The following is a 25,191-nucleotide window of genomic DNA, read 5'->3' on the forward strand; positions in this document are numbered from 1 at the left end:
AAGGCTCGACCTGGTACGCGGCGGTGCGGCTCGTCAGTGGCGGGCCGGGCGACCGACCAGTTGCGACTCGACAGGTGTGGGCGAGAGCAGCGCCCAGCGCAGGGCCCGCCGGTTGACCACCGCCACCATGTCGTCGCGGATCCGGGTCAGCCACTCCGCGGAGCCGCCCAGGCCCAGCGCCGCGCCCGCCAGCGCGGCCTCGTCCGGGTCGAGCGGCTGGAGGATCGCCAGGTCGGCGCGGGCCAGCGCCTGCGTGTCGGCCGGGGTCAGCTCGTCGCGTACGACCAGCACCGACTGCCAGGCGGCGGCCGGTCCGGCCTCCGGCGGCACCGGGCCGGCGTCCACCACCACCAGCAGCGGGCACAGCGGCGAGCCGGGCGCGCCACCGATCGGACGGCCCGGCGGGATCAGCGGTACGCCGCCGCCGACCGTCCCGACACCCCGCACGAACGGCTCCCAGAACCGGGGACGGCCGGTCTGCACCACCACGCGCGCGCCGAGCGCCAGCGCCCGCAGCACGAGCAGTTGCGCCGCGGGCACGCCGCCGACCAGCAGCACCCGGGTCGTGGCCGGCCGGAACAGCCGGACGGTGAGCGCCGCGCCGTGCCGGTTCGCGCCCACCATCAGGCCGGCGGCGGCCGAGGGCAGATCCAGCACGGGCGGGGGCGACCCGGCCGGGGGCGCGGCGCCGCCGGTCACCGCCAGTGGCAGCGTGGCGGCCAACCCGGCCAGGTGCTCACCGTCGAGCCGGCGCAGCTCGCCGCCGACGTCACCGGCGACCCGGCGCAGCGTGCGTTCCGCGGTCGACAGCTCGGCCGCGCTGCCCGCCGCGACCCGTACCGCCAGCTCGGCCGGAACCGGTGCCGGGCCGATGCGCGGACCGACAGTCAGCGCGACGGTGGTGGCGGTGGCCGGGAGGGCGAGCAGCCGTCCCAGCAGCCCTCGGGCGGCCTCGCCGCGCGGATCGGGCCATCGGCGCAGTCGCCAGGTGGCCTGCGCCAAACCACCCACTGTGAGCAGCGGCCAGGTCTCCCGGACCGGGGCACCCGGCTCGTGATGGGCCAGCTCGGCGATCACCCGCGGTGCCGCGTCACCGCCCAGCGGCCGGGCGGTGAGCGGGTCGAGCCGGCGGACGAGCCGCCGCAGAGTGCCGGACAGGGCCCGCAACAGGTCCTCGTCCGGCCAGCCGTCGGCGCGCAGCACCTGGACGGCCAGCACCACGCGGGTCCGCCCGGCGACCCGGCCGTCGGTGAGCTGGCGGTACGACGTACCGGCCGGGCCGCCCGCGACCGACGGCGCGGGTGCGGGCGACGACGAGAACACCAGCTGCAACCGGATCGCGGGGGCGTCCGGGGCGGCCGGGGGAAGCAGGTCGAACGGCGCGGGCAGCTCGGGCGCGTGGTCGCCGAGCAGGTCGTCCGGGTCACCCAGTTCCAGCAGCGCGGTCAGGCCGGCGGCGTCGTGCAGCACGGCCGCACCGCCGGACGCCTCCGTCGCGCCGACCACCGAGCCCGGCCGGAGCAGCTCCAGCAGCGCCGCCGGATCGGCCGCCGCCGGCAGGGCGCGCCGCCTGGTCAGGTACGCCGCGGCGACGACGAGCCACTCGTGCAGCCACCGGCCGTGCACCCGGACCCACGCGGCCGGCAGCAGCAGGGCCGCCGACAGCAGCGCGACGGCTGTCGGTACGACCCCCCGCCCGGCGGTCGCGATCAGCACAGCGACCGCGACCTGGGTCGCCACGATCTGGCCGGCGCGCAGCCGCGCGGCCGGGCGGGTCGTCCACTGTGGTGTGCGGACCGGAACGGACGCGGGCCGCTCGGACGTGCTCGCGGTCACCGCACCTCCTCGCCGGGCCTCCGCGTGACGTAGTCGTGGCTCATCGTAGTGGGCGAGTTGTCCACAGGGGAGCCCGAAGGGGTAGCAGAACCGGAGTCGGACGGCTACCGTCAGCGACGAAATCGTCGAGTCGCGTGTCCGCCGCCGCCAGGCTTCCCCTCCACCGGCCCCGGGCGCCCACCGACGAGTCCACGGTGGTCACTCGGTGGCCAGCCACGACCGAGGAGACGAGGTGACGTCCGGGATGTCCCAGACCCAGGCAGAAGCCGCGGTGATGCAGCAGACCGCCGCGAAGTTCGAGCAGGTCGATCAGTCGCTCCAGACCATGCTCAGCGGCCTGATGGCCGAGCTGGAGGTGTTGCAGCAGGCCTGGCGCGGCGCCGGTGGGCGCTCGTTCGCGCAGGTCAAGCAGCAGTGGGCACAGGACCAGGCCGCCCTGCAACGAGCGCTGCGCGAGACCGCCACCGCGATCCGCACGGCCGGCCGCCAGTACGACGCCTCCGACACCGAGGCCGCCGGCCGGGTGGCGGGCACCAACCGCGGCATCCAGCTGCCGCTCTGACAACCGGAAGGATCGAACCCATGGAGCACGGTGTGCTGGTCGTCAACTTCGCCGCCCTGCAACAGGCGGGCGCCGACATCCAACGGGCGCTGTCCACCCTGGAGAGCCAGCTCGGTCAGCTCGAACGCGACGCCGCCCCGCTGGTGGCGGGCTGGAACGGCGAGGCCCGCGAGGCGTACGAGGTGCGGCAGTCCCGGTGGCGGGCCGCCTCGCAGGACCTCCAGGCGATGCTGCGCGACATCAAGCTCGCGGTGGAGGACTCCGCGACCGACTACCTGGACACCGAGAAGCGCAACGCCAACCTGTTCCAGTGAAGCGACGCCGCACGGCCCGGGCAGCTGACCCGGGCCGTGCGATGGCGCCGGTCATCTCGGAGCGTCCGTCGCGGCCGCCTGCCACCGCCTGCGTGCTCCGCGCGGCAGCACCAGGGCGAGTGCCGCCACGAGCGCCACCGCCCCGCCCGCCACGGCCGCCGCCAGCAGCGCCCGGTCCCGAGCCGTCTCCCGGCGGGACTGCCGGGCCAGCGCGGCCGGCCCCGGCCGGTCGGCGGGAAGCACCGCACCCGGGCGGGTACGGGCATCCGCCGCACCGGCCGACTCGGTCACCGCCCGGTACGGGTTCAGCACCCCCGCGCCGTAGCCCGCGTCCCGCCCCGGTGCCGGGTCGGCGGCGGCCACGATCCGCGCGGTCACCTCGTCCGCGCTCAGCCGGGGCCGGTACTGACGCAGCAACGCCGCCGTGCCGGCCACGAACGGGGTGGCGTAGCTGGTCCCCTCGGCCCGCTGGTGTCCCGCCCGGGGCGCCGCCATCAGCACCTCGCTGCCGGGGGCGACCACGTCCACGTAGGCGCCGGTCTGCGAGAACGCCGAGCGTGTCCCGTCCCGCCCGATCGCCCCGACGCCGAGCACCCCGTCGTACGCCGCCGGGTAGGGCCGGGGATCACCGTTGTCGTGCAGGTTCCCGGCTGCGGCCACGACCACCACGTCCCGGCGCACCGCGTAGGCGACGGCGGCGCGTACCGCCGGGTCGTCCGCGTACAGCACGACCGAGAGGTTGAGCACGTCGGCGTCGTGGTCCACGGCCCAGCGGATGGCGCGGGCGAATCCGGCCGCGTCGACCGTACGCCCCGACTCCCGCCCCTCGACCACCTGCTGTTCGCTCACCCGTACCGGCAGGATGCGCGCGTCCGGCGCGAGGCCGCGGAACGCGACGCCGGGCTGCGGGGCGGCGGCGATGATGCTCGCCACCCCGGTGCCGTGCCCGGCGCAGTCCCGGGTGCCGTCCCCGCCCCGGTCGAGGAAGTCGGAGCCGTCGAGTACGCGGCCCGCGAGCTGCGGATGGGATCTGTCCACTCCGGAGTCGACCACCGCGACCACCACTCCGGCGCCGGTCGCGAGCGGGGTGAGCCGGTCCGGTGCGTACCGCTGCTGCGGCCACGGCTGGTCCGCCACCGTCCGGGCCGGCGCGGGCGGGTTGGCGCAGCCGGCCGGCGCGCGGGCCGCCGCCGGTGCGGCCGGCGATGCGGTGACGAGGAGCGTCGCCAGGGCGGCCACGGCGGGGTACGCGACTGGCCGAGGCATCGATGACCTCCGTAACGTGTCGGCTCCGGAACGGGATGTTAGCGCCTCGCTCAGTCCGGGGCCGCCCGTCGATGGCCAGAAGTCCTGATCTTGCTGCCACCTTGTAGGTTGTAGGCGATGCCTGTGGCCTGTTCGCGGAAGGAGAGGTGGCCGTGACCGGATGGGAGCCGGCCACCGAGGCCGAGGTGGCGATGCGGGACGCGCTGCGCGCGCAGGACCAGCAGCAGTACTTCCGCGTGCTGACGCGCGTCGATCTCCTGCTTCCGGTCGCGAGCGGGCCGTCCGCCGGGTGGGGCACCTGGACCGCCGGGGGCCGGACCCACGTGCTGGCCTTCACGTCGGCCGCCGCGCTGCGCGCGAGCCTGGGGGAGAACGCGGGGCCGACCCGTCGCGTCCCCTACCCGGACCTGGCGGCCGGATGGCCCAACCCCGAATGGTGGCTGGCGGTCAACCCCGGCCTGCCGATCGAGGGCTACCTGCCCGCCTGGTACGTGGCCCAGCTCTCCCGGGGCGACATCCGGCTTCCCGGCCGCACCATGGGCGCCCGCGCCCGGCTAGAACGGGTGGAGAACGCCACCCGGGGGGCGCGCAACGCGGTGCCCGAGCCCGCACCCCGCCCGCCGGCCGTTCCCGTCCCGCCGGCCGCCGTCACGCCTGCTCCGGTGCCTTCTGCCGTCTTTCCGCCGGCCGCTGTGCCGCCGCCTGCGGTGCCGCCTCCGGCCGTGCCCCCGGCCGCGGTGCCGCCGCCCGTGGTGCCGCCTCCCGCCGTGCCGCCGCCCGCGGTGCCGTTCCCGGCCGTGCCGCCGGCTGCCGGTGTGCCGGGCCGTTCCGAGCGGCTGATGGGCGGCGAGGAGCCGTCCACGGTGCCGATGCGGGCCGCCTCGGTCCTGGGACGGCGGCTGCCCACCGTGCCGCCCCGCCGCCGGGCACCGGACAACGACGTCCCGAGCCGGACCGCCCCCGGTGCCGAGCCCGATACGGACGCCCTCGACGGCTGGCTCACCGACCTGCGCCGCCGCCCGGACGAGCCGGACCCCTTCGCCGCCGCCCCGGCGGCGCCGCCCGACGAGTCACCGGCGACCTCCGTGCCGCCGCCGTCCCGCTCCTTCTTCGAGCCCTCGTCCGGTGGCCGATCGGCGCGGCGCCCGTCGTCGCTGGACCCGTCGCGCCGGGCCGGTGACCGGGCCACCCCGCCGACCCGGTTCGCCGGCGGGCAGCCGTTCCCACGGCGGCGGCCGTTGAACGAGCCGGTACGCGAGGGCCCGACCCACGCGTTCCCGGCGCAACCGGACGAGCCGCCGCCGACGTCCCGGTCGGAGGAGGCTACCCAGGCGTTCCGGCCGACCCGTCCGGCCGAGGACGCGACCGAGACGCTGCCCCGGCGGCCCGCCGGCCCGGCCGCGCACGCGGGACCGGGCACCGTGACGCACGCCGGACCGGCTACGACAGCGAACGCCGGACCGGCCGCCGCCGACGGGTGGGGTGCCGCACCGGACGGCACCGAGGGCGAGACCGTGCGGTGGGAGACGCTCGCCGAGCCGGTGGAGGAACTGCCCCCGTCGATCGCCGAGCCGGTCTCCGCGCCGCCCGCGCCGCGCCGCGACTTCACACCCATCGTCATCGAGGGCACCGTGATCGAGGCCCGCGACCTGACCGAGCCCGCGCCGTTCTGGTCCGCGCAGCAGGCCGGCCCGATACGTCCGGAGCCGGCCGAGGACGCGACCACGCCGTGGGCCGGCACCACCGACCCGACGATGCCGCTCTCCGCGGCGCCGGTCGCCGACGACACGGTGAACCTCGCCGAGCCGGCGCCGACCCGTCTCGACGCCACCGGTACGCCCGACCGGAGCACGCCGCCCGCCGAGCCGACGGTGTCGTTCGCGTCGTCGTCCGAGCCGACGACGTCACTGTTCGAGCCGTCGGCCCTCGCAGCGGAGGTCACCGCACCGCTGTTCACGCCGTCGCCGTCGGCCGAGCCGACCGTGTCGCTGTCGGGTCCGGCCGGGGCCGAGCCGACGGTGTCGCCCGCGCCGGCGGCCGAGCCCAACACGTCACTGTTCGAGTCGCCGGCCCCGGCGGGCGAGGTCACCGCGCCGCTGTTCACGCCGTCGGCGTCGGCCGAGCCGACGGTGTCGCTGTTCGATTCGGCGGAGGCCGAACCGACGGTGTCGCTGTTCGATCCGGTCTCGGCGGAGCCGACGACAGCGCTGCCCGTGCCGGACGACCTCACCGCCCCGCTGACCGGTCCGGTCTCGGCCGAGCCGACCGTGTCGCTGTCCGGCCACGTGCCGGCGGACCAGCCGACCGTGTCCCTCTTCGAGCCGGCGACCGCCGACGAAGCGGTCACCACGTCGCTGTTCGCCTCCGACGACCCGACCGAAGCGCTGTCCACACCGGAGCCCGCAGCGCCCGCGGCGCCGGACGTCCCGCCGTCCGACGACGGACCGGCCGCCGATTTCGTACCGGCGAACGACGTCGAGGAAGACCTGCTGGCCGCCGCGGGCAGCGGCAGCACCGACGGATTCCTCACCACGCTGCTGCTGGCCCGCGTGCTGCTGCCGGTCGCGCCCGACTCGGCCGCCGGCAGCCGGCCGGGAGACCCCGGCTTCGTCTGGCACGCCGACCGGGTCGACGGCGAGCGGTGCGTCTCGGTCTACACCTCGCCGGAACGCCTGGCCGAGCACACCGAGGGCCAGGTCGAGACGGTACGGGTCAAGTTCGTCCAGCTCATCCGCAGGTGGCCGGATGTGGCGTGGTCGTTCCGGGTCAACCCGGGCAGCCCGGTCGGTGCGACGTACCCGGGGGAGCAGGTCCTCGCGCTCGCCAACTGGGCGGCCGAGGTGGGCCTCGGCGACGATCCGGAGCCGGCCGCCGCGCCGCAGTCCGCGGAACGACAGCGCCCGGAGGCGCCCACCATCGCCGCGAACCGGCCGGTGACCATGCAGAAGGCGATCGCGGCGAGCCAGCTCGCGTACTACCTGGAGCGTGGCTACGACCGGGTCTCCGGCTTCGTGCACCGGGCCGGGGAGCTGGCGCACCTGCGTACCCCGGCGGAGCTGTACCGGGCGCTCGGGCTCGGCCACCCGGGTTCGCCGTTCTCCCCGGACGACGAGGAGATCTACCTGCTGCGCTGGCCCGCCTACCGGCCGAGCCTCTACCGGATCCCGTACGGCGGTCCGACCGAGACGGCGATGCGGGCGATGGAGGGCTGGGTGATCGAGCGGCCCCCGTTCCGTGGCAACGGCTTCGCGCCGGGGGAGAGCAGCGACGTGATCGCCGAGTTCAAGGTGGACAGTGCCCGGCTCCCGCACGGCGCCGAGCTGTGGCGGGTCGGCGCGGACGGCGACAGCAAGCTGGTCGCGGTGCTGGACACCGACGAGCTGCTGTGGCGGAAGGCGGCCGAGGCGTGACCCGCGACGGCTACGTGGCCCGCTGGCAGGGCCGGGAGTACCAGGCCAGCCCCGACGGCGACAACATCCGCCTGTACCAGCCCGGCCCGGACGAGGGCTTCACCGAGGTACGCCCCGGCCGGTACGTCCGGGTGGTGTCGGCCGCCGAGGTCGACGATCTGGCGTACGTGCGGACCACCTGCACCTGGCAGGGGCAGCCGTTCATCGTGCTGGCCGAGCACGACGGCTGGCTGCGGCTGGAGTACACCGGTGGGCGCTGGCCGGTGGCCGAGGCGATGGGGCTGGAGGCGTTCGACTTCGGCGTCTACCAGGGCTGGGCGCCGGCGGCCGAGGTGGCCGACCTGGGCGAGCAGCGGGTCTGAGTCAGGACTTCGCCCAGCGCAGGATCTCGCCGAGCACCAGGTCCCGCGCCTCGACGTGCGGGAAGTGCCCCACGTCGTCGAGCAGCCGCCACTCGTACGGGGCGGTGACGTAGCGGCCGGAGCCCTGGGCGGTACGAGGGAGCGAGGCACGGTCGAGGGCGCCGTGCAGTTGCAGGGTCGGCGTGACCAGCGGCTTCTGCATCAGCTTCACGAAGCGGTAGCCGTGCAGCCGCAGCACCGAGCGGAACGCCCAGCGGTAGCCCTCCATCGCGCAGAACGCGGCCTGCGGGATCTGCATCGCCACCCGGCAGCAGTGCGCGTAGTCGGCGAAGTCGGAGCCGGACACCCAGCGCGGGCCACCCCACCGGCGCAGGATCTCCTCCACCTCGGCGGCGTCGTCCCGGGTCAGCACGTGCTCGTAGCGGGGGAGCTGGAACTTCAGGGTCGCGGTGGCCGAGGTGAACTGGCCGCGCGGGTCGGCGAAGATGGCCGCCCGCAGCCGCAGCGGGTGCGGCGCGCCGAGCACCACGAGCCGGCGCACAAGGGTCGGGTGGAAGGAGGCGGCGGTCCAGCCGATGAGCCCGCCCGCGCCGGTGCCGACCACGGTGGCGGACCGTTCGCCGAGCGCCCGGATCAGGCCCGCGACGTCGGCGGCGAGCGTGTAGCCGTCGTACCCCCGGGGTGGCTTGTCGCTCGCGCCGTAACCGCGCAGGTCGACCGCGACCGCGCGGAAGCCCGCGTCGGCGACCGCCGGCAGCATCTCGTGCCAGGCGTACCAGTACTCGGGGAAGCCGTGCAGGAAGAGCACCATCGGGCCGGTGCCCGCCTCGACGACGTGGAACCGGCTGCCGTTGGCGCCGACGAACCGGTGCGTCCACGGCCCTTCGGGCAGGACGCAGGACTCGTCGACGGGTCCGCCGCGCTGGTCGGTCATGGGGCACAGCCTAGGGCTGCCGGTCACCTACCGGCCCCGCAGGTGACGAGGATCAGGGATTTCTCCGGGCGGTCACCCGGAACCGCGAACCCCGATGCTCCGGAGGCGTGTGAACGCGCCGCTACCGGCTGTCAATCCTCGATGATCCGCATCGGGATGCCGGGTCCGCAGTCGACGGAGCGGTCCCGTGCGGTGAGCCGCAGCGTGACCAGGTCGCCCTTGCGCAGCTCGCCGGCGTTGGGGCCGTACACCGCGTACTCCGTGCCGTTCTCGTCCATCAGCCCGTAGCACGGCCCGGACCCGCCCCTGGTGATCCAGCCGGCGACGACGCCCGTCGGCCGGTTGTCGGTCGGCTTCTTCGGCGGGCCGGCGGGCCGGCGAAGGGTCGGCAGGTCGCCGGCGGAGCGCGGCGTGGGGCGACCGGCGGGCGAGGCCGCGTCGCCGGTGGCGGGCTGGTGGTCGTCGGACACGGATCCTCCGTCTCGGCTGCGAGCGCCGGCGGGCAAGGCCGTCGCGAACGCGGCCGGCAGCGTGGTGCGGGGCGTCACCGGGATGGGACGCCGTTGCGGTGTGCCGGGTTCCCCGGAAAGGGCGATGCCCGGGCGGTTCCCCGCCCGGGCATCGCGTGGTGCGTCGATCAGTGGGTCAGGAGAAGCGGACCTTCAGCGAGGTGCCGTTCTGCTCCAGAACCTTGATCTTGGTGCCGGTGGCCGGGAGCTTGACGCCGTGGTTCGGCAGCTCCGGGTACCAGTACTGCTTGGTGTCGTCGAACAGCGGCTGCGCCGCCTGGCCGCGGATGTACTGCGGCTGGCTGTTGAGGTGCAGCGTGAACGAGTCGGCCTTCTTCAGGCTGAACGGCGCGTCGTAGACCTGGACACGGGCCCGCCAGGGCTGGCCGGTCAGGTTGTAGATCGGCCGCGGGTGCGCGTCGATGATCATGTTCCGACCCTCACCCGGGTGCGCGAACGTGTCGTTGTCCGCGAACCGCAGGTTCCAGTAGGAGATCAGCAGACCCTCCTGGTACGCGTAGTGGTCCACGTAGTCCGGGCGGGTGTTCGCGTAGCCGAAGAAGTACGGGCCGGTCTTGAGGTACTTGTCGTACGAGACGTACGACCGGTTGCCGGCGATGTAGTAGTTGTCGAACTTACGGGTGTAGGTCTCCTCGACGATGCTGAAGCCGCTGAGGGTCCAGCCGTTGGCACCGGCCTCGGCGCCGTCGGTGAGGACGGTCTGACCGTCGGCGGTCACGGTGATCGCGTCACCGTAGAAGCCGCCCTCGGAGACACCGCCGTCCGTCTGGTAGCGGAGCCGGAACTGCACGACCTTGCCGGCGACCGCGTCCATCGGGATGTTGACGTCGACCCACTGGTTGTTGCTGGAGCCGTCCAGGGCGTAGCGCCCGGGGGAGATCTCCTTCAGCGGGGTGCCGTTGGCCGTACCGGGCAGCGAGGCCCAGGTCTGGCCACCGTCGGTGGACGCCTCGAAGAACAGGTAGTCGTAGTCCGCCTCGATGCTGTAGCGACCCTTCATCGACAGCGCGGCGCTGGTCTTCCCGGTGAGGTCGACAGTGCGCGTCATCGTGTTGTTCAGGTCGTCGTCGTTGCCCGAGAAGAACTGCTTCGTACCCTCGAACGGCTTGCCGTTCTGGAACGTGTACTCCCGCTGCGGCAGCACCACCACGGCGGCCTGGGCCTTGGCGGAGTTGTACTCCTGCGGGCCCAGCTCCAGGGTGCGCTTCTGGCCGGCCACGATCACCTCGTAGTCGAGCCAGCCGAGCTGGAGCTTGTTCCAGGCGCCGAGGTCGCCACCGCGCTCGCCGATGCCGCCGTCGTTCTTGGCGCCGAGCCGGCTCTGGGCCATCAGGGTCCAGTGCTCGTTGTTGTTGTCCCCACCACTGACCACGTTGTAGTCGTCCGGCAGACCGAGGTCGTGGCCGTACTCGTGGTAGAAGACGCTCCGGCCACCGTTCTCCGGCTGGATCGTGTAGTCACCGATCCAGACGCCGGTGTTGCCGATCTGGGTGCCGCCGGCCGGGAAGTTCTCCGGGCCGGTGTTGCCCTGGTCGCTGGCGAAGGCGTACCACCGGTGGCTCCAGATGGCGTCCTCACCCTGGTACGGGTCACCGTCGGCCTGGTCGCCGCCGGCGTGGACGATCTGGAAGTGGTCGATGTAGCCGTCCGGCTCGTTGAAGTTGCCGTCGCCGTCGAAGTCGTACCGGTCCCACTCGTCCATCGCCTTGACGTCCGCGGCGATCTCCGCGTCGGAGCGGCCCTGCGCCTTCTGGTCGGCGACCCACTGGTTGGCGGCGTCGCGGACCAGCGCCCACGTGTTGGTGCAGACGTTCGAGGCGCACGGGTAGCCGTCGGAACGGCCGTAGCGAGCCTCGTTGTACTGCACCTTCACCCAGTTGGTGACCTCGCCGTCGACGCTGTACCGACCCGAGGACTGGGCCTCGTAGTACTGCTTCAGCGACTCGTCGCCCGGGTTGGTGCCGAAGTACAGCTGCCGGTAGTGGTCGGCGCTGTAGTCGGCCTGCCAGACCGTGGAGTTGTCCACCGCACGGTTGGGCTGGGGGATCTGGTTGCGGAGCGGACCGTCGAACCGGGTCGGGCCCGGGGTGTCCGGGTCGGTGTCCTGGTCCGGGTAGTTCGGGTGCCGCTCGTCGCCGAACTCCGCGAGGATGACGAAGATCTTGTCGGTCCGCTCGCGGGAGAGTTCGATGTACTGGTCCTCGGTCGGACCCTTGCCGGCCTTGGTGCTCTTGGCGGACCTGCCCGCCGCGGAACCGGCGGCAGCCTTCTCGCCGACCTTGACGACGGTGCTGCCGTTGATCTTCTGGGCCTTCGCCCTGCCGGACAGGACCTCGCTGAGGCCTTCCTGGCGCAGCGCGCGCCGCTTCTCCTCGAGCGGGTTGGGCAGGTCGTGCTCAGCCTGCGCAGGCTCGGCCACCGACGGAGCGGCGGCCGGCAGCTTCGGCGTCGGCGCGGCGCTGGCGGACGTGCCCGCCACCAGCCCCGTCGCGGTCAGCGAAAGCCCGAGCAGACCCACTGCGACTTTGCGCACGTGGTACCTCCGGTGTGAGGGAACCGGCCCAACTGGGGGTACGGGCCGGTGGAACGTCCCACTAGTGGGACCAATGGTGAACATAGACACTGCTGCGACTGGTGGGAAGATGTGTGCGTCGATTTGTAGCAACTTTTTGTTGGGAATGCTTTCCACCGTCACACGCCGGCCCGTCGCCGAGCCGTTGACCAGCAACGATGTCTCGATCATGGAGTGCAGTGACAATCATGGATTAACCGACTGCGCGGAAGGGTCGGGAGCGCGAGCGCTCCCGACCCTTCCCCCATCGAGCATCTTCAGCTCATTTTCCGGTCATTCCGGTTCCGGTTTGAACGTACGGCTCAGCTCCGCGGCGGAACCACGTACACCTGGGCGTACGAGTTGTCCTTCGCGGCCCGCTTGATGATGATCGAGACGCCGTACTGGACGCCCGCGTCACCCGGGTTGCCGGTGCCGAGCACGATCGCCCCGCCACCCAGCGTCGAACCGTAGTAGTCCGTCGCCGGCGTGCCGTCCGGGTTCACCACCCGGGTCGTGTACTGCTGGTTGCCCCGCGACGGGATGACCACCGAGGCGTCGTTGTCCCGCGCGTACGCGGCGCCGTCGCGGATCTCGATGCCCGGGTACCAGCCCTTGGCGTCGGTGAAGCCACGCACCGGAGCCTGCGGGCCGAACTTCGTGCAGTACTCGCTGTACGGCTCGTCCGCCGCCTCCAGGCACTCCTTGAACGGGTACGTGGGCTTCAGGCCGAACGCGGCGTTGGAGGACTGCGGCCGGCTGGGCAGGTTCTTCAGCACCGACGGGTCCTTCTCGGCCGCGACGCCCTTGCGGCGCAGCGGGTCGTTGTGCGAGTCGACGATCAGCAGACCGCCCTTCGCGCCGTAGCTGGGCAGGGCGGTCATCTGCGCGGTGACGTGGTTGACGTCGCCGAGCTGGGTGTCCCGGTACCAGACCAGCATGCCCGGCGCGTTGTACGCGATCCGGTCGACCTTCCACGCCTCGTGCGAGTAGACGGTGTCGTAGGTGTACTTCAGGCCCTTGTCGAAGCCGTCGAAGTTACGCCACTCGGCGAGGTAGTAGTGCGACTTCACCTGCGTGCCCGAGTCGATGTACCAACCCGCGCCGCTGGTGTCGGTGAAGGTGCCGCCGGTCTGGGTCCAGCCCGCCGCGCCGCTCTCCACGTCGTCGCTCCACGTGGTCGCGCCGCCGCCGGTCACCGAGAAGTCGTCGGCGAACCAGCCGCGCTCCACGAACGCCTCGTCGGTCGCGTACCGCAGCCGCACCTGCACGGTCTGCCCGGCGTACGACGACAGGTCGACGTAGTCGTGCCGCCAGCCGCCGGTGCTGCCGGTCAGGCCGTACTTCTTGTTGCCGAAGTCGACCATGCGGCCGTTCGGGTCGGCGTAGCCGTCATTCGTGGAGACCAGCGCGCCGCCCTCGGCGTACACCTTCTGCTCGTTCCAGGTGGCGCCGCCGTCGGTGGAGACCTCGACGAAGCCGAAGTCCCAGTCCGCCTCGATGACGTAGTTGTTCCACATCCAGAACTTCGCGTCAGCGGCGTTCGGAACGGTCACCGTGCGGCTGAGCTTGACGTCGGCCCAGTTCTGGTCGGCGCCGGAGTACCACATGTTCCCGCCGCTGTGCGGCGTGGCCAGCGAGATCACCTTGTCCGGCAGATCGATCTTGATGCCGTCCTCGGTGCCTACCGGCGTACGCGACGTCTGCCCGAGGTTGACCAGCTTGGCCCGGTCGCCCGGCCCGAACGTCTTCGGCTCGGCCCAGCCCAGCACCCACTTGTCCCAGAGACCCATGTGGGTGGGCAGCGCCTGGAAGATCTCGCCGGAGTGCGAGCCGGACGCCATCAGGTCCCAGAAGTCCACGTCGGAGTCGGCGTTGCCGGAGGTGTCATAGAGGTCCGGCAGGCCCAGGTCGTGCCCGAACTCGTGGGCGAAGACGCCGACGCCGGCGTCCTCCGGCTGCACGATGTAGTTCGACACCTTCAGGTTGGTGCCCGGGATCGTGTAGCCGCCGGTCACGGTCGAGGAGTGCGCCCAGACCGAGTAGATCCCGACGTCGCCGCCGCCACGGGACTTGCCCTGGTTGGCGTGCACCAGCACCAGGTGGTCGATCACGCCGTCCGGCTCGTGGTAGTTGCCGTCGCCGTCGCGGTCGCTCTGGTCCTCGATGTCGTAGTCGGCCCACGGGAAGTTCGGGTCGGCGGCGGCCAGCGCGTCGATCGCGTCGGTGGCGAGCCGGCCCGCGCCCTGCGGGTTGTCCGGGTGGCCGTTCATCGACTGCTCACGCCCGGCGACCCAGTTGCCGTTCTCGTCCTGGAAGCAGCGTGAGGCGGCGTACCAGCCCTCCGAGTGCGGCACCGTGATCCACGGGCTGGCCTGCCCGTCCACGGTGTACGCGCCCTTGGACATCTCCAGGTACATGTTGTGCATGGTCCGCCCGGCGAGGCTGATGCCCGGCTTGCCGTCCGGCCCCTTCAGGTCCTTGCGGACCCGCTCGGTGATGCCCTTCTTGCTGTACAGCATCTTGTCGTAGTGGGCCGGGGAGAAGTCCGGCACCCACATCGAGTTGTTGTCCTTGTGCGGCAGCGTGGCCGGGTTCGGGATCGTGTTGTGCCGCGGCCCGTTCTGCACGGTGCCGGGAACGCAGGTGCGGTCCTCGAACACCGTCTTCGGGACCATCACGTTCGTGAAGTCGTCGTTGGCCTTGTCGTTGAACTCGACGAGCAGCGTCAGCAGCTTGGCGGTCTGCGTGCTCTTGGCCTTCTTGATCTTCCGCGGGCTGTGACCGGTCCGGATGGACTTGGCCTCCAGCTTGGCCAGCTCGCGGGCGGCGACCGGGTTGCCCCCGGCGTACTTGCGGTCGTAGGCGCGGGCCTCGTCGGCGGGCGAGGAGAAGACGCCGTCGCGGCCCTTGACCTCCTTGCCGCCGGTGTCCGGCTGGACCTCGGGCTCGGCGTAGTTGATGTAGTGCTCGTCCGCCCCGATCGTGACCGGTGCGGATCGGGCCGGCTGAGCCGCCGCGCTGCCCGTCACGGTCAGCGACGTGGCCGCGAGCGCGATGGCGGGCAGCGCGACGAGTAAGCGTCGCCGTGCCCTGTGCTGCGACATGGGGAGCATGCCACTCCGTTCGTAGAGAATGGTGGGGAACCGGCCGTCTCACTGACGCTCGTCGAAATCCGCCGGTGCGGCTGAACGTAACCGACAAGCAGCGACATCGACAGTGGTGGAAAAGTGCTCTGGCCGATCAGGTCAGCTCGGGTCCACCGATCGACCAGCGCGGATTCCGGGTACGACGAAGGGGCGGACCGCAGTGCGGTCCGCCCCCTGGTCGGGCTGTGGTCAGTCCTCGTCGGACTTGCCGCCGCTCATCCCCGACGAGATCAGATCCATCACCGAGGAGTCCTGGAGCGTGGTCACGTCGCCGAGCGACCGGTTCTCCGCCACGTCCCGCAGCAGCCGGCGCATGATCTTGCCGGAGCGGGTCTTCGGCAACTCCGGCACCAGCATGATCTGCCGCGGCTTGGCGATCGGGCCGAGCGTCTTCGCCACGTGGTTGCGCAGCTCGGCGATGAGCTGCTCGCCCGCGTCACCCGAGATCTCCGTGCTGCCGCGCGGGATGGCGAACGCAACGATCGCCTGGCCGGTGGTCGGGTCGGTCGCGCCGACCACCGCCGCCTCCGCCACCGACGGGTGGCTCACCAGCGCCGACTCCACCTCCGTCGTGGAGATGTTGTGACCGGACACCAGCATCACGTCGTCCACCCGGCCGAGCAGCCAGATGTGCCCGTCGTCGTCCTTCTTGGCGCCGTCACCGGCGAAGTAGACCCACTCGTCGCCGGTGTTCGCGCCCGCGCCGAACCGGGACCAGTACGTCTCCAGGAACCGGTTGTCGTCGCCCCAGATCGTCCGCAGCATCGACGGCCACGGCTCCTTCAGCACCAGGTACCCGCCGCCGCCGTTCGGCACCGACTGGCCCTGGTCGTCGACCACGTCGGCGACGATGCCGGGCAGCGGGCTCATCGCCGAGCCGGGCTTCGCCTCGGTCACACCGGGCAGCGGCGAGATCATGATGGCGCCGGTCTCGGTCTGCCACCAGGTGTCCACCACCGGCAGCTCGCCGCGCCCGACGTGCTGCCGGTACCAGATCCACGCCTCCGGGTTGATCGGCTCACCGACGCTGCCGAGCAGGCGCAGCGACGACAGGTCGTACCCGGCCGGGATGTCCTCGCCCCACTTCATCATGGTGCGGATCAGCGTCGGCGCGGTGTACAGGATGGTCACCTTGTACTTGTCGACGACCTCCCAGAACCGGCCCTTGTGCGGGGTGTCCGGCGTGCCCTCGTACATGACCTGGGTGGCGCCGTTGGAGAGCGGGCCGTACACGATGTAGGAGTGCCCGGTCACCCAGCCGATGTCGGCGGTGCACCAGTACACGTCCGTCTCCGGCTTCAGGTCGAACACGGCGTGGGTGGTGTACGACGCCTGGGTCAGGTAGCCGCCGGTGGTGTGCAGGATGCCCTTCGGCCGGGCCGTCGTGCCGCTGGTGTAGAGGATGAACAGCGGGTGCTCGGCGTCGAACGCCTGCGCCTCGTGCTCCGGCGACGCCGTCTCCACCGTCTCGTGCCACCAGTGGTCCTTGGCCGACCAGGCGACCTCCTCACCGGTGCGCCGGACCACCAGCACGTGCTCCACCGACGGGCAGTTCGCCACCGCCTCGTCCACCGTCGGCTTGAGCGCCGACGGCTTGCCCCGGCGGAAACCGCCGTCCGCGGTGATCACCACCTTGGCGCTGGCGTCCTGGATCCGGTTGGTGAGCGCGTCGGCGGAGAAGCCGCCGAACACCACGCTGTGCGTGGCGCCGACCCGGGCGCAGGCGAGCATCGCCACCGCCGCCTCCGGGATCATCGGCAGGTAGATCGCCACCCGGTCACCGGCGGTCACGCCCAGCTCGGTCAGCGCGTTCGCCGCCTGGCAGGTGAGCCGGTGCAGGTCGGCGTAGGTGACGGTACGGGTGTCGCCGGGCTCGCCCTCCCAGTGGATCGCCACCTTGTCGCCGAGACCCGCCTCGACATGCCGGTCCAGGCAGTTGTACGCCACGTTGAGCTTGCCGCCGGTGAACCACTTCGCGAACGGGGCGTTCGACCAGTCGAGCACCTGCTCCCATTGCTGGGCCCAGGCCAGCCGGCCGGCCTGGCGCTCCCAGAAGGCCAGCCGGTCACCGGCCGCCTCCTCGTACGCCTCGGCGGTCACGTTGGCGTTCGCGGCGAGTTCAGCCGGCGGCGGGAACTGGCGCGTCTCGTTCAGCAAGTTGGCCAATGCCTCGCTCATGCGGTGACTCCTTCGTCGCGTGACCTGCGTCTCCTGATGCGGGGAAGGTTAGTCCCGGCGTACCCCGGCCGCGACCGCCCCGCCCCGCACCGCGCGCCCAGCGGCCCCCTCCCCGCGCCGAGGTGTAAGGAAGGGCCCCTTGTTAACGCCTCCGGTAGAGGAAGGGCACCTTATTAACAACCCCGGGCTCGGGAGGAGTCCGGTGGTCGCTAGCGTGACGGGGTGACCACCGATCCGCTCGCCCCGCTGCTCGCGCTCGCCGACGTCGCCACCGCCGTCGACCAGGCCCGCGAGCGGGTCGACCAGGCCCACCGGCACCGCGCGCTGCGCCGCCAGGGCGGCCAGGTCGCCGCCGAGGTCAGCCTCCGCTCCGCCGTGGCCAGCGCCGCGCTGGAGGGCCGCGTCCACGACCGCGAGGAGGTACGCGCCGGCACCGTCACCGACCCCGTGCTCCAGGGCGCGCTGCGGGTCGCCGGGGCGCTGCCCGGGCTGAGCGACCTCTGGCCCAAGGCGCCCCGGCAGGTGATGGCCCGGCTGCACGTACTCGCCGCCCGGGACGTGGTGACCGAGGAGGAACTGGGCCGCCCGGTCGCCGACCCGGTGGTCGCGGCCCGCCTCGACGGGCTGGCCGCCCTGGTCGCCGGCGGCACGAAGGTGCCACCGCTGGTGCTGGCCGCCGTCGTACACGGCGAGCTGCTGAACCTGCGCCCGTTCCCGGGCCCGTCCGGGGTGGTGGCCCGCGCCGCCGCCCGGCTGGTGCTGATCTCCACCGGGTTCGATCCCCGCGGGCTGGTCGCGGTGGACGTCGGTCACCGCGAGCGCGAACCGGAGTACGTGGGCGCGGCCGGCGCGTTCGCCACCGGCACGCCCGACGGCCTGCGCTCCTGGCTGCGGCACTACATGACGGCGGTGGAGGTCGGCGCCGACCAGATCACGCTGATCGGCGACGAGATCCTCGCCGCGTCCTGACGGGCGCGCGGGGTGTCAGGCGGTCGGTGCGGCGGCGCGGGTGCGCCGGTGCCGGCCGTACCAGGCGATGCCGATGGCCACGCCGACGCCCACACCGAGTGCCGCCGCCGCGACCGGCACCGCCGGCCGCTCGCGCAGCCGCCGGCCCAGCGGGATCGGGTGCCGGAACTCCAGCACCGGCCACGCGTTCTCCACCGCCAGCTTGCGCAACGCGCGGTCCGGGTTGACCACCGTCGGATGCCCCACGCACTCCAGCAGCGGCCGATCCGAGTACGAGTCGGAGTACGCGTACGAGTCGGCCAGGTCGTAGTCGCGCTCCAGAGCCAGTTCGCTGACCGCCTCGACCTTGCTCGGGCCGGCCGCGTAGAACTCGACCTCGCCGCTGTAGCGGCCGTCCACCACACCCATCCGGGTGGCGATCACGTCGGTGATCCCGAGCAGCTCACCGATCGGCCGCACCATCTCGTCACCGGAGGCGGAGACCAGTACGACGTCCCGCCCGGCGGCCTGGTGCTCCTCGATCAGGGCGGCTGCCTCGGCGTACACATAGGGGTTGATCAGTTCGTGGAGTGTCTCCGCGACGATCTGGCGGACCTGTTCCACCGGCCAGCCCTTGCAGAGCGTGGCGAGGTAGTCCCGGGTGCGGGCCATGGTCTGCTCGTCGGTGCCGCCCAGCCGGAACATCAACTGCGCGTACGCCGACTTGACCACGTCACGCCGAGTGATCAGCCCGTCCCGGTAGAACGGCCGACCGAACGCCAGGGCGCTCGACTTGGCGATGACGGTCTTGTCGAGATCGAAGAAAGCGGCGCTACGGCCCACGGCGCGAAAGTCTAGCCCGACCGGAGACGCGGAGGCGTCCGCGCGGGTCGGGAAAGCCGATGAGCACCCGGTGGAGTGACGGTGGTCACAGGTAGCTATCGATGAATTTAGCTTTGCGTGGAGTGAACAACACTCGACGTATAAGGGTCGACTGCGGCATGCTTGTCCTCGCGACGGGAGTTCGCATACCCGGCGTCGATAGGCCTCGGCGGTTGCACCCCCCGTAACCGCTGAGTCGGTTCGGCTCGACCCCCCCGGAGCCGAACCACAAGACGACCCCCGTCTCCCCCCGACGGGGGTCGTCCCTTTGCGCGGTCCGCGTTCCGCCCCGGGATCAGGGCCGGTAACCGGGGTCGGCCACCGCCTCGGCGATACGGGTGAGCCAGTGCAGATCATTGGCCCGCGACTCCGCACTGGCCCCCGGATCGAGAATGCTGCCCAGGAACACCGCTACGTCGTCGAGATGCCGTTCGCTGCGGTAGTAACTCAGCAGGGTCCGGTCCAGCTCCACTGCTCCGTACCCCGCACGGAAGAGTTCGGCCCGGCGCCCGTTGATCGGGTGGTCGCCGAAGTCGGTGCTGTAGACGAACATGAGGTCCCGCTCGCGCGGCGCGAGGATCGGCGCGTCCCAGTCGACGACGTGCAGGGGACCGTCGCCGTCGGCGATCAGGTTGCCGGGATGGATGTCGGCGTGGCAGATGACGTGCTGCCCCGGCGTCACGCGCGACGCCAGGTCGTCGACGGTCTCCGCCAACCGGTGCAGCGCGGCGCCGTGCCGCGCCCAGAAGGCGCCCAGAACCTCGCTCGTCGCGGCCTGCGCGCCGAGGGTCCGCAGCCGTTCGCCCGCGCTCGACCGGTACGTCTCGGTCGGCAGGGCCGCGGCGACCTCCGCGCTCGGCGTGACCCGGTGCAGCCGGCTCAGGAACTCGCCGTACTCGATCCACTGGCGGTCGGTGAGACCGCGACCCCACAGGCTGCCGCCGTCGTGGAACGGGTAGAGCAGTAGCCGGTAGTCCCCGAATCGACGTGCGACCCCGCCATGGAGGCGAAGGTTCAGCGGCGCGACCACCTGCCGAAGGCCCTGCGCCCGGAGGAAGCCGGGCAGCAGGACGGCGGCCGGCGCGAAGTCACCCCGCCGCACCTTCAGGAAGTAGCGCCCGCCGTCGGACGTCTCCACCCGGTACGCCCACGCGTGCCCGTCGAGTCCGACCGGCATGAACGCCAGGTGGTTGACATCCACCGACCAGGCGGCGGCGACCTCCGCCGCCAGCATCCGCTCGTCGATGTCGGGCCTGTCGATCACCCGACGGAGCGTCGCAGCCGCCGGCGGGACCCGGCAAGGGAGTTACCGGATCACCGCGCGCAGCGTCTGCCGGGCCGGCTCGAAGCACACCAGCCCTCGGCCCCGCTCGTCGGCCACGACCCACGGATGACCGACGTACGTCTGCTGCCGGTACGACTGCCCGGGCCGCAGCACCGCGTACTGCTGTCGGCGGCCGTCGTAGTTGATCCAGTGGACCACGACTGTCGACTCACGGGTGTTGACGAAGTCGATGAACGTCGACGGGCCACCGCCGTGCGAGCGCAGCCGCGACTCGCGCGAGGCCGGTAGCGGAGCAAGGTCACCGGGCCTGACCACCGGCGGCTTCGGCCGGGGACGCGTGGGCGCCGGAGAGGCCGCGCGGCTGCTCGGGGCGGCGCGGCGAGTGGGTGCGGTGGTGCGGGTCGGCGCCACGGCGCGGCTGGAGAACGACACCGACGGCGGCGCGTAGGACTTCTCCGGCGTCTCCGTCACCGACCCCGCCCGGGTCGGGGAGGCCAGGATCGCCTGACCTTCGAGCGGCGGCGGGAGGTCGGGGCGACGCGGTGCGGCGAAGACGCTGACGATGCTCGCCAGCACCACGACCACGAGCCCGAGTGCGATCGCGGCGAGCAGCATCGGCGACGGATCGCGTAGCCACACCTGGCCACCGGCCGTCGGGGCGGACCGCGAGTGGGGTCGAACCGAGGGGGTCGCGAGGGGGCGCGGTGAATCGGTCATGGCCTCGATTCCGCAAGCCGGTGCCGTCCATTGAGCGGCGAGGGGCCCCGATTATCCGTTACTGATCATCCCTGCCGTCAATGCCCGGCGGGCGAATCGTTTCTCCCGTCTCCGGCACATAGCAGATCAACCGGCTCACCGAGGTCTGTCCACAACCCCCTCGGTTGTCCACAGGGCACAGACCTCGCCTCCTCCGGCCGGGCAGGCTGCACCCCGGCACGTCCGAGTTCGACAGTTGGAGGCCGCCATGCCGCCCCGTACCCCGCTCCCGCCGTACCGTCGCCTGCCCCTACTCGTCACCTCCGACGGCGACCTTCTCGACGAGCTGCTGCGACTCGCGGCCGCCGGCGGCACCGAGGTCGAGCTGGCGGCGGATCCGGCCGCCGCCCGGGCCCGCTGGGCCCCGGCGCCGCTGGTCCTCATCGGCGCCGACCAGGCGGCGGCCTGCCTGCGGGCACGCCTTCCCCGCCGCGCCCGCACGGTCCTGGTCGGTCGCTCCGGAGAGCTCGATCCGGGTACGGAGTTGGCCGAACTCGTCGGCGCGGAGCACGTCGCGACGCTGCCGGCGGCCGAGCCCTGGCTGGTCGACCGGTTCGCCGAGTGCGTGACAGGCCCGGTCGGCCCCGGCTCGGGCCGGGTGGTGGCGGTGCTCGGCGGCCGGGGCGGCGCCGGAGCCAGCGTGCTGGCGGGTGGGCTCGCCGTCAGCGCGGCCCGGTCCCGGCTGCGGACGCTGCTCGTCGACGCCGACCCGCTCGGTGGCGGTCTCGACCTGGTGCTCGGGTGGGAGCAGCTCGACGGGTTGCGCTGGCCCGAACTGACCGGCACGGACGGGCGGGTCGACCCGCCGTCGCTGATCCGCGCGCTGCCCAGCCGAGGCGACCTGGTGGTGCTCTCCTGGGACCGGGGCGACCTGCGGCACCTGCCGGCCGAGGCGATGGCTGCCACCGTCGACGCCGGCCGCCGCGGGCGGGACCTGGTCGTCCTCGACCTGCCCCGGCACCTCGACGACGCGGCGGTGGTCGCGCTCCAGGCCGCCGATCGCGCGCTGCTCGTCGTACCGGCCGAGCTGCGGGCAGCGGCCGCGGCGGCACGGGTCGCCGCCGTCGCCGCGCCGCACTGCGTCGATCTGTCTGTCGTCGTGCGCGGCCCGGCGCCCGGTCGGCTGCGCGCGGCAGAGGTGGCCCGGGCGCTGGGACTGCCGCTCGCCGGCACGCTGCGACCCGAGCCGGGACTGTGCCGCGGGCTTGAGCGGGGCGAGGCGCCGGGCGCGAGCGGGAAGGGACCGCTCGCCGCGCTGTGCCAGCGGCTCGTGGACGAACTGGTCGGGTCGTCCGCAGCGGGTGCGGCATGACCGTGCCGGCCGACCCGGGGGAGCTGGCGGCCCGGGTCCGGCACCGGTTCGCCGCCGAAGCCACCCCTGTCACACCCGCCGCGATCGTCTCCGCGGTACGCGCCGAACCGGCGACAGCGGTACTCGGTGACACCACGCTGCTACGGATCGCCGACCGGGTGCACGACGATCTGGTCGGCGCCGGGCCACTGGCGCCGCTGCTCGCCGACCCGCAGGTCACCGACGTGCTGGTGAACGGGGTGCGGGTCTGGGTCGACAGGGGCCGGGGACTGCAACAGGTCGCCGTGCCGCTGGGCACGCTCGACGACGTACGCCGGTTGGCGCAGCGCCTCACCTCGGCGGCCGGCCGGCGGCTCGACGACGCCTCGCCGTACGCCGACGCGCGGTTGCCCGACGGCACCCGGCTGCACGCGGTGCTGCCTCCCGTGGCGACCGACGGGCCGTACCTGTCGCTGCGCACCTTCCGGCAGCGGCCGTTCACGCTGGACGAACTCGTCGAGCGGGGCACCGTGCCCCGGCCGGTCGCCCCACTGCTCGCCGCAGTCGTGGCGGCCCGCCTCGCGTACCTGGTCAGCGGCGGTACCGGCTCCGGCAAGACGACGCTGCTCAACACGTTGCTCGGGCTGGTGCCCGGCACCGAGCGGATCGTGCTGGTGGAGGACGCCGCCGAGCTGCGCCCGGTGCACCCGCACGTGATCGGCCTGCAGGCGCGTACGGCCAACGTCGAGGGTGCCGGTGCCGTCGGTCTCGGTGATCTGGTGCGGCAGGCGCTGCGGATGCGGCCGGACCGGCTGGTCGTGGGCGAGTGCCGGGGCGCCGAGGTGGTCGATCTGCTGGCCGCGCTGAACACCGGCCACGACGGCGGGGCGGGAACGTTGCACGCCAACGCCCCGGCCGACGTCCCGGCCCGCCTGGAGGCGCTGGGGATGCTCGGTGGCCTGCCCCGGCTCGCGCTGCACGCCCAGGTCGCCGCCGCGTTGCAGGTCGTCCTTCAGCTCCGTCGTAGCGGCGAGGGGCGCGTGCTGGACTCCATCGGCCTGCTGCTGCCCGACGGGCCCGACCGGGTGGTGGCAGTGGTCCCGGCCTGGACTCGCGGCCGAGGCCCTGCGCCGGCGGCCCGGCTGCTCGCCGGCCTGCTGCGGGAGCGGGGAGTGCCGGTGCCGCCGATCCTCCGGGCGGCGTGGCCCACCCCGGCGGAACCGTCGTGACCGGCCACCTCTGGCCGGCGGTCCTGCTCCTGGCCGCAGCGGCGGTCGCCGTCGCCTGGCCGGTACGGGCCGGTCGCGCCCGGCGCCTGGCAGTCCTGGGCGATGCCGGCACCCCGGCTGAGCGGGCGAGGGGTGCGGGTGCGGTGGCCCGGCCGCCACGACGTCCGCTCGACTCCGGGCCGAAGGCGCCCGCCCGGCCACCCGGCCGCGGCCGGGAACGGCGTCGACCCGGAGCCGAGCACCAGGCACGACGGTGGCCAGGCCTCGGACCGGCTGCGGCTTCCGGGTGGTCGGCATCGGCTCCGGGGATGGCGCAGCGGGTCCGGCGATGGGCCCGCCTCGGCGCGAACTCGCGTCGATCGGCCGACCACTCGCCTGCCGCTCCGGCGCTCTCCGCCGGACGCGTGCTGCCGGTGGCGGCGCTGGGCGGCGCCGTGACCGGGGCGCTGCTCGGTGGTCCGGTGGCCGCACTGGTGCTCGCCACCTACGGCGTGCTCGCGGCCCGGGCGGTGCTGCGTCGGCGTACCCATCGGACGGCGGCGCTCGCGCACCGCCGCGAACTCGACCGGCTTGGCGCTGTCGCCGCCGACCTGCGGGCCGGACTACCCGCCGACGGCGGCATCGACGACGGCCCGGGACGCGTGGCGCGGCTGGCCCTGGCCGCCGGGAGGCTGGCCGACCGGACGGGCGCGCCGCTGGCCGATCTCCTGGAACGGATCGAGGCCGACGCCCGCGCCGCCGACCGGGGCCTTGCCGCTGCCGCCGCCCAGGCTGCCGGGGCGCGGGCGACCGCCTGGCTGCTCGCCGCACTGCCGCTCGGCGGGATCGGTCTCGGCTACGGCATCGGGGTGGACCCGGTGGCGGTGCTCCTGCACACGCCGGTGGGCGGTGGCAGCGCGGTGGCGGCAGTCGTATTGCAGGTCGGTGGGTTGCTCTGGGCCGAGCGGCTCGGCGTCACGCCCGGGCAGGCCGCCTGATGTCGCGGCAGGTGCTGGCCGCCGTGTGCCTCGGCGGCGCCGCGTCGCTCCTGGTCGTCGCCGGTCCGGTCGTCCGCCCGGCGCGGCGGCTGCGCCGGCTCGCCCCGGCGCCGCCGCCGACTCGCCCAGCATGGTGGCCGGATCGGGTACGCCTCGGCGCAGCGCTGGCCGGGGTCGCCGTGGCGGTGGTCGTCGGCGGTGCGACGGGCCTGGTCCTCGGGCTGCTGGCCGGTGTCGCCGCCGACCGTCTGCTGCGCCGGATCGAGCCACGCGCCGCTCGGGAACGGCGACTGCGGGAGACCGCCGACCTGCCGCTGGCCGCGGACCTGCTGGCCGCCGCGCTGCGGGCCGGCGCGCCGGTCGACCGCTCGGTGCTCGCCGTCGCGGAGGCGCTCGGCGGCCCACTCGCGGAGCGACTCGGCCGGGTCGGCCGGACTCTGCAGCTCGGTGGCAGCCCTGGCGAAGCCTGGTCGCACCTGGACGGCGTGACCGGGGCCGAGCCCGTGGTCGCGGCAGCGGTGCGCTCGTCGAACAGCGGCGCCGCCCTGGCTCGCGCGCTGACCCGGCTGGCCGACGACCTGCGTGCCGAACGCTCGACCGCGGCCGAGGCGGCGGCCCGCCGCGCGGGAGTGCTCATCGTGCTGCCGCTCGGGCTGTGCTTCCTGCCCGCCTTCATTCTCGCCGGTCTGGTGCCGGTGATCGTCGCCGTTCTCGGCGACGTGCTGTGAACC

The 25,191-nt window shown here is 73.3% G+C and carries 19 protein-coding genes; 9 read left to right on the forward strand and 10 right to left on the reverse strand.

Features of this window, described 5'->3' with window-relative positions:
• Window positions 1–33 precede the first annotated feature (33 nt).
• Window positions 34–1,836, reverse strand: a complete 1,803-nt coding sequence (eccE, locus tag ACQP26_RS02035) for a type VII secretion protein EccE (RefSeq protein WP_433494775.1) — start codon at window positions 1,834–1,836, stop codon at window positions 34–36.
• Window positions 1,837–2,080: 244 nt separating this feature from the next.
• Here eccE and ACQP26_RS02040 point away from each other — a divergent pair, with 244 nt between their 5' ends.
• The gene (locus tag ACQP26_RS02040; RefSeq protein WP_269702807.1) at window positions 2,081–2,398 is read left to right on the forward strand and encodes a WXG100 family type VII secretion target; all 318 of its coding nucleotides are present in this window, start codon (window positions 2,081–2,083) and stop codon (window positions 2,396–2,398) included.
• A gap of 20 nt (window positions 2,399–2,418) precedes the next feature.
• A complete protein-coding gene (locus tag ACQP26_RS02045) occupies window positions 2,419–2,712 on the forward strand; it encodes a WXG100 family type VII secretion target (RefSeq protein ID WP_269702805.1) in 294 nt (97 codons plus the stop codon).
• Window positions 2,713–2,763: 51 nt separating this feature from the next.
• Here the strand turns inward: ACQP26_RS02045 and mycP are convergent, their stop codons facing one another.
• Complete coding sequence (gene mycP, locus ACQP26_RS02050) at window positions 2,764–3,978, reverse strand: type VII secretion-associated serine protease mycosin (RefSeq protein WP_433494776.1); 1,215 nt, start codon at window positions 3,976–3,978, stop codon at window positions 2,764–2,766.
• 152 nt (window positions 3,979–4,130) lie between these two features.
• Here mycP and ACQP26_RS02055 point away from each other — a divergent pair, with 152 nt between their 5' ends.
• Together ACQP26_RS02055 and ACQP26_RS02060 are read left to right on the forward strand one after the other, a co-directional pair.
• The gene (locus ACQP26_RS02055) at window positions 4,131–7,388 is read left to right on the forward strand and encodes an SseB family protein (RefSeq protein ID WP_433494777.1); all 3,258 of its coding nucleotides are present in this window, start codon (window positions 4,131–4,133) and stop codon (window positions 7,386–7,388) included.
• Window positions 7,385–7,750 (forward strand): hypothetical protein, encoded by a 366-nt coding sequence (locus ACQP26_RS02060; protein ID WP_433494778.1) that lies wholly within the window; start codon window positions 7,385–7,387, stop codon window positions 7,748–7,750. Before ACQP26_RS02055 ends, ACQP26_RS02060 begins: the two co-directional genes overlap by 4 nt.
• A 1-nt stretch (window position 7,751) precedes the next feature.
• On the opposite strand, the gene ACQP26_RS02065 is transcribed toward ACQP26_RS02060, so the two are convergent.
• The 5 genes from ACQP26_RS02065 to acs all read right to left on the reverse strand — a co-directional run bounded on the left by ACQP26_RS02065 (window position 7,752) and on the right by acs (window position 17,092).
• Window positions 7,752–8,684 carry an alpha/beta fold hydrolase gene (locus ACQP26_RS02065; protein WP_433494779.1) on the reverse strand — a complete coding sequence of 311 codons (933 nt, stop codon included), beginning with the start codon at window positions 8,682–8,684 and terminating at the stop codon, window positions 7,752–7,754.
• Window positions 8,685–8,815: 131 nt separating this feature from the next.
• Window positions 8,816–9,154: a hypothetical protein gene (locus ACQP26_RS02070; RefSeq protein ID WP_433494780.1), complete on the reverse strand. Its 339-nt coding sequence runs from the start codon at window positions 9,152–9,154 to the stop codon at window positions 8,816–8,818.
• Window positions 9,155–9,329: 175 nt separating this feature from the next.
• Window positions 9,330–11,732: an immune inhibitor A domain-containing protein gene (locus tag ACQP26_RS02075; RefSeq protein WP_433496074.1), complete on the reverse strand. Its 2,403-nt coding sequence runs from the start codon at window positions 11,730–11,732 to the stop codon at window positions 9,330–9,332.
• A gap of 356 nt (window positions 11,733–12,088) precedes the next feature.
• Window positions 12,089–14,872 (reverse strand): immune inhibitor A domain-containing protein, encoded by a 2,784-nt coding sequence (locus tag ACQP26_RS02080; protein WP_433494781.1) that lies wholly within the window; start codon window positions 14,870–14,872, stop codon window positions 12,089–12,091.
• A gap of 231 nt (window positions 14,873–15,103) precedes the next feature.
• Entirely contained in the window at window positions 15,104–17,092 is a 1,989-nt protein-coding gene (gene acs / locus ACQP26_RS02085) for an acetate--CoA ligase (RefSeq protein ID WP_269702792.1), read from the reverse strand.
• 222 nt (window positions 17,093–17,314) lie between these two features.
• Between acs and ACQP26_RS02090 the strand changes: the two genes are divergently transcribed.
• Window positions 17,315–18,061 (forward strand): oxidoreductase, encoded by a 747-nt coding sequence (locus ACQP26_RS02090; RefSeq protein WP_269702790.1) that lies wholly within the window; start codon window positions 17,315–17,317, stop codon window positions 18,059–18,061.
• A 15-nt stretch (window positions 18,062–18,076) separates the two neighbouring features.
• On the opposite strand, the gene ACQP26_RS02095 is transcribed toward ACQP26_RS02090, so the two are convergent.
• From ACQP26_RS02095 to ACQP26_RS02105, 3 genes are all read right to left on the reverse strand, one after another.
• Entirely contained in the window at window positions 18,077–18,883 is an 807-nt protein-coding gene (locus ACQP26_RS02095; RefSeq protein WP_013283636.1) for an HAD family hydrolase, read from the reverse strand.
• Window positions 18,884–19,217: 334 nt separating this feature from the next.
• Window positions 19,218–20,186, reverse strand: coding sequence for a phosphotransferase enzyme family protein (locus ACQP26_RS02100; protein WP_433494782.1), 969 nt, complete (start codon window positions 20,184–20,186; stop codon window positions 19,218–19,220).
• 42 nt (window positions 20,187–20,228) lie between these two features.
• Window positions 20,229–20,846 (reverse strand): hypothetical protein, encoded by a 618-nt coding sequence (locus tag ACQP26_RS02105; protein ID WP_433494783.1) that lies wholly within the window; start codon window positions 20,844–20,846, stop codon window positions 20,229–20,231.
• Between the two features lie 325 nt (window positions 20,847–21,171).
• Here ACQP26_RS02105 and ssd point away from each other — a divergent pair, with 325 nt between their 5' ends.
• The 4 genes from ssd (at window position 21,172) to ACQP26_RS02125 (ending at window position 25,188) form a co-directional block, all read left to right on the forward strand.
• Window positions 21,172–22,275, forward strand: coding sequence for a septum site-determining protein Ssd (gene ssd / locus ACQP26_RS02110; protein ID WP_433494784.1), 1,104 nt, complete (start codon window positions 21,172–21,174; stop codon window positions 22,273–22,275).
• The gene (locus tag ACQP26_RS02115; RefSeq protein ID WP_433494785.1) at window positions 22,272–23,483 is read left to right on the forward strand and encodes a TadA family conjugal transfer-associated ATPase; all 1,212 of its coding nucleotides are present in this window, start codon (window positions 22,272–22,274) and stop codon (window positions 23,481–23,483) included. Before ssd ends, ACQP26_RS02115 begins: the two co-directional genes overlap by 4 nt.
• Before the next feature lie 308 nt (window positions 23,484–23,791).
• Entirely contained in the window at window positions 23,792–24,460 is a 669-nt protein-coding gene (locus tag ACQP26_RS02120) for a hypothetical protein (RefSeq protein ID WP_433494786.1), read from the forward strand.
• Window positions 24,460–25,188 carry a type II secretion system F family protein gene (locus ACQP26_RS02125; protein ID WP_269702779.1) on the forward strand — a complete coding sequence of 243 codons (729 nt, stop codon included), beginning with the start codon at window positions 24,460–24,462 and terminating at the stop codon, window positions 25,186–25,188. The genes ACQP26_RS02120 and ACQP26_RS02125 overlap by 1 nt, the downstream gene beginning before the upstream one ends.
• The last annotated feature ends 3 nt before the right edge of the window (window positions 25,189–25,191 follow it).

The sequence above is a fragment of the Micromonospora sp. CA-248089 genome (assembly GCF_050948515.1).
GTDB lineage: Bacteria > Actinomycetota > Actinomycetes > Mycobacteriales > Micromonosporaceae > Micromonospora.

Coding starts and splice junctions, on each gene's coding strand:
- ssd (WP_433494784.1), top strand. CDS start 21,172: ATGCCGCCCCGTACCCCGCTCCCGCCGTACCGTCGCCTGCCCCTACTC.
- ACQP26_RS02115 (WP_433494785.1), top strand. CDS start 22,272: ATGACCGTGCCGGCCGACCCGGGGGAGCTGGCGGCCCGGGTCCGGCAC.
- ACQP26_RS02120 (WP_433494786.1), top strand. CDS start 23,792: ATGGCGCAGCGGGTCCGGCGATGGGCCCGCCTCGGCGCGAACTCGCGT.
- mycP (WP_433494776.1), bottom strand. CDS start 3,978: ATGCCTCGGCCAGTCGCGTACCCCGCCGTGGCCGCCCTGGCGACGCTC.
- ACQP26_RS02045 (WP_269702805.1), top strand. CDS start 2,419: ATGGAGCACGGTGTGCTGGTCGTCAACTTCGCCGCCCTGCAACAGGCG.
- ACQP26_RS02065 (WP_433494779.1), bottom strand. CDS start 8,684: ATGACCGACCAGCGCGGCGGACCCGTCGACGAGTCCTGCGTCCTGCCC.
- ACQP26_RS02040 (WP_269702807.1), top strand. CDS start 2,081: ATGTCCCAGACCCAGGCAGAAGCCGCGGTGATGCAGCAGACCGCCGCG.
- ACQP26_RS02125 (WP_269702779.1), top strand. CDS start 24,460: ATGTCGCGGCAGGTGCTGGCCGCCGTGTGCCTCGGCGGCGCCGCGTCG.
- ACQP26_RS02080 (WP_433494781.1), bottom strand. CDS start 14,872: ATGTCGCAGCACAGGGCACGGCGACGCTTACTCGTCGCGCTGCCCGCC.
- acs (WP_269702792.1), bottom strand. CDS start 17,092: ATGAGCGAGGCATTGGCCAACTTGCTGAACGAGACGCGCCAGTTCCCG.